Genomic DNA, 3,251 nt, shown 5'->3' on the forward strand with positions numbered 1-3,251 from the left:
TTTTGCGGTTACCAATTATGTGGTGTTTAATAATGCCGTGCAGTTAGGTAATGTATCGTTGCCCATGCAAACCTATTGTTATCCCGAAAGTCTTACATCATTTCAAAATGGCACACAGGTTGTACTGGATGCTTTGCAATATTATCAAAGTCTTTTTGGCGAATACCCTTTTATTAAAGAGAAATATGGCCATGTGCAATTTGGCTGGGGCGGTGGTATGGAACATCAAACCGCATCATTTATAGTTTCAATAGTAAATTATCTTATTGTACATGAACTGGCACACCAATGGTTTGGCGATAAAATTACCTGCGGCAGCTGGGAAGATATATGGCTGAATGAAGGATTTGCAACCCAGAGCAGCGCCTTATATTTTGAAAAATTTTATCCGCAGTACAGGCTATCGTTAAGGAAAGATGATGTTGAATATATCACTTCTAAACCCGGGGGCTCAGTAAAAGTTGATGATACTACCAACGTAGGCAGAATTTTTGACAGCAGGCTATCTTATGGTAAAGGCTCTTATCTGTTATATATGTTGAGATGGAAGTTGGGAGATTCAACTTTTTTCCGAGCCATAAGAAATTATCAAAAAGACCCTAAAGTAATGTATGGTTTTGCAAAAACAGCTGATTTAAAAAAACATTTGGAGCAGGAAAGTAATCAAGACCTTACCGAATTTTTTAAAGATTGGTTTACCGGCCAGGGTTATCCCTCTTATAATGTGGAGTGGACCCCTGTTGGCAGCAGTACTGTAAAAATAAAAATGAACCAAACCACATCGCATGCTTCTGTAAACTTTTTTGAAATGCCTGTAGCATTAAAATTTAAAAATGCCACACAGGAAAAAACAATTGTGGTGGATAATAAAACTAATGGAGAAATATTTATGAGTAATTTAGGATTTGTTGCCGATACTGTTTTAATAGATCCCGAATACTGGTTATTATCCAGAAATAATACCACATCAAAAGTAGCTGACATTATAAGCGGACAAAATGTGGTTCAAATATTTCCAAACCCCATAAAAAACCAGTTTTATATTTATTTAAGAAATTTTACTTCCTCAACTGCAACAGTTAAATTGTATAACGCTATAGGCCAGTTGGTTTATACAAAAAATATAACCCTGGTAAACGGATCAGAATATCTTGACGTACCATCGCAGCATTTACCTGCAGGCGAATACAATTTGCAGATAATAAGCGGTAACAATTTTAAGTATCTAAAAAAATTGATTAAGTAAGATTGAATAATTAAGCAAGAAATTTTTCTGGAAAAATATAATTTGTGTTAATCTCTTCTATCTGATGTAAAACAATTTTCTTTATTGATAAACATTGCTGTACTTTGCCGCAATTAACCAACCGTGGCAAAAAAAAAGACAACCGCTTTTAAAGTTATTACCGTATCAATTATTTACCTGGCAGCTGCAGCGTTAGCAATTTATTTAATTACTTATTTTCTTAACAAACCAAAGTTTGTGCGTTACGCCGCCTTTGGTATTCCAATTCCTGTAAGTTATCAAATACATGGTATTGATGTAAGCCGCTACCAGGCTGCCATTGACTGGGAAGCTGTAAGAGACATGCAGGATAAAAACATTAAAATTGGTTTTGCTTTTATGAAAGCTACCGAGGGGTTGGGCAATGTAGATGGTACATTTAGAAGAAACTGGTTTAAAGCAGGGGAAGCAAAAATTACCCGTGGCGCCTATCATTTTTTTATTGCCAGCAAAAGTGGTAAAGCACAGGCCGAAAATTTTATACAAACTGTTACACTCACAAAAGGCGATATGCCACCTGTACTGGATATTGAACAAACTTACGGTGCATCTGTAACAGGTATTCAGCAACGCACCAAAGATTGGTTGCAGATAATAGAAAAACAATACAAAGTAAAACCCATCATCTATACCAATGTAGATTTTTACCAAAATTTTTTAGCCGGCAAGTTTGATGATTACCCTATTTGGGTGGCGCATTATTTAGTAAAAGATAAGCCACGTATAAAACGGGAATGGCTTTTTTGGCAACACAACGAAACAGGCAGGGTAAACGGCATTGATGCTTATGTTGACTTTAATGTGTTTAACGGCGACAGTACCGATTTTAAAAAGCTACTGATAAAATAATTTAGCATCATCTATTTTACTACTTTTATAAAACCTCACAACCCCCCTTTAGGGGATGGGGGCTTTATGGGAATGGAAGATGATACAAGAGATTTTTTAGTAAGGATACTTAATACCATTGCAATAGTATTGCTATGGATGATGGCTAATGTTTTTTTTGGCTTTTACAAAGACTTTGCTTTTTTTGAAATTCGCCCTAACTGGACAAACTATCTTTTTTATTTTTTATCAACCGTTAGTTTAATAATGATGATTATTTATCTGCGCCGCAAATGGAGGGTGTAGCTTTACAATATAACTTTCCTTATGCACAATACCCTTTTACTGGTATTCCCTTATTATAATATTGTATTACTTTTAAGCATTAAACCCAACCGGTATGCAGCTTAAAATTTTTTGCAAATACACTTTACTTACAGGTGCAGTAATAATTGAAGGAATTAAATGGGGTATCAGGCCTTATTTTAATTTTAACCAACCCACAACATTTTTACTGGGTATTGCGCCTAATTTGCTTGGCTCTTTTTTATTACCGTTTGGCTGTTACTGGTTGTTAAGTAAATATATTAATCTTCATTCTGATAAACAGTTAAAATGGTTTTGTGTTGTATGTTTTTGCTTGTTGATAATTAATGAAGTATTACAGTTGATTCCTGTTTTTGGCCGCACATTCGATTACAGTGATATAACCGCATCATTACTGGGCCTTACTGCATCCTACTTTTTATGCAGTAAATATTTATTTGTAAAACTTGCAAAGTATCCGTGAGCTGGTTAATTGGTTAATTTGTTGATCAGTTGATTAAATTTATAAATTACGCCACTAATTAACCCGTAAACCAATCAACTGCTATGATCCACCACAATCACCCATTTGTTTTTTATCTTTTTAAATAATAAAGTAAAGTGGCCGCCCACATCGCCAATGCTACGGGTTAAATGCCATTTGCCCACCACAAAGAAATACAGCACCGATAATCTTTTTACTTCTACAATATTAAAATCTAATTTACCCATAGCGGCAGTATCAGGATAATTTTTTTTATAATTCTCCAAAGTTTTTTGCCAGCCATAAGTAACACCGCTTTTGCCAATAAATTTTAGCGAATCACTCTGC

The 3,251-nt window shown here is 34.9% G+C and carries 4 protein-coding genes and 1 pseudogene; 4 read left to right on the forward strand and 1 reads right to left on the reverse strand.

Going from position 1 to position 3,251, the window contains the following annotated elements; genetic code table 11:
* The 4 genes from ACY65O_RS11850 to ACY65O_RS11865 form a co-directional block, all read left to right on the forward strand.
* Nucleotides 1–1,246 (forward strand): T9SS type A sorting domain-containing protein (locus ACY65O_RS11850; RefSeq protein ID WP_462221064.1); only part of this gene is annotated, 1,246 nt, incomplete at its 5' end.
* A 123-nt stretch (nucleotides 1,247–1,369) separates the two neighbouring features.
* Complete coding sequence (locus tag ACY65O_RS11855) at nucleotides 1,370–2,134, forward strand: glycoside hydrolase family 25 protein (protein ID WP_462221065.1); 765 nt, start codon at nucleotides 1,370–1,372, stop codon at nucleotides 2,132–2,134.
* 66 nt (nucleotides 2,135–2,200) lie between these two features.
* The gene (locus ACY65O_RS11860; protein ID WP_462221066.1) at nucleotides 2,201–2,419 is read left to right on the forward strand and encodes a hypothetical protein; all 219 of its coding nucleotides are present in this window, start codon (nucleotides 2,201–2,203) and stop codon (nucleotides 2,417–2,419) included.
* Nucleotides 2,420–2,513: 94 nt separating this feature from the next.
* Nucleotides 2,514–2,903, forward strand: a complete 390-nt coding sequence (locus tag ACY65O_RS11865) for a hypothetical protein (RefSeq protein ID WP_462221067.1) — start codon at nucleotides 2,514–2,516, stop codon at nucleotides 2,901–2,903.
* A gap of 74 nt (nucleotides 2,904–2,977) precedes the next feature.
* On the opposite strand, the pseudogene ACY65O_RS11870 reads toward ACY65O_RS11865, so the two are convergent.
* Nucleotides 2,978–3,251, reverse strand: a pseudogene (locus tag ACY65O_RS11870) (DUF4440 domain-containing protein); the annotation flags it as partial.

It is taken from the genome of Ferruginibacter sp., from assembly GCF_031430955.1.
Lineage (GTDB): Bacteria > Bacteroidota > Bacteroidia > Chitinophagales > Chitinophagaceae > Ferruginibacter.

Bases quoted from the DNA above. Each gene is read 5' to 3' on its own strand.
- ACY65O_RS11860 (WP_462221066.1), top strand. From the start codon at position 2,201: ATGGGAATGGAAGATGATACAAGAGATTTTTTAGTAAGGATACTTAAT.
- ACY65O_RS11865 (WP_462221067.1), top strand. From the start codon at position 2,514: ATGCAGCTTAAAATTTTTTGCAAATACACTTTACTTACAGGTGCAGTA.